The 278-nt window shown below is 52.5% G+C and carries 1 protein-coding gene and 1 pseudogene; one reads left to right on the forward strand and one right to left on the reverse strand.

All coding sequences use genetic code 11. From position 1 onward, the window contains the following. The coding region (locus ACZYR9_RS27850; protein WP_488981526.1) for a DUF255 domain-containing protein at positions 1-152 on the reverse strand (152 nt) is incomplete at its 3' end. Between ACZYR9_RS27850 and ACZYR9_RS27855 the strand changes: the two are divergent. Continuing rightward, positions 147-278 (forward strand): annotated as a pseudogene (locus tag ACZYR9_RS27855) (hypothetical protein); the annotation flags it as partial. The gene ACZYR9_RS27850 and the pseudogene ACZYR9_RS27855 sit on opposite strands and share 6 nt — an antisense overlap.

Here is a 278-nt window from a genome sequence, read left to right on the forward strand (position 1 = left end):
ATCGTCAGCGGCCATCCCCCCTGTCCGGTCATCGCTTGACAAACGGACATGTACAGATTGTCCACATCGGGCCGTTCCTCCCGGTCCACCTTGATTGAAACAAATTCACGGGCTATTCCCAGCAGCAGATTGCCGGTCAGATCGGCCTGCATCCGTATGGGGTCAAAATTGCAGCGGGTCAAGCGGCGAAGTTTGAGCTGAAGGCCCATAGGAAAAAAGTGGTTGAGGCATACTTTGGAGAATTACCCGAAGAGGATGTACGTCATTTAAACCGCATT

This window comes from Paenibacillus sp. F024, from assembly GCF_057814255.1.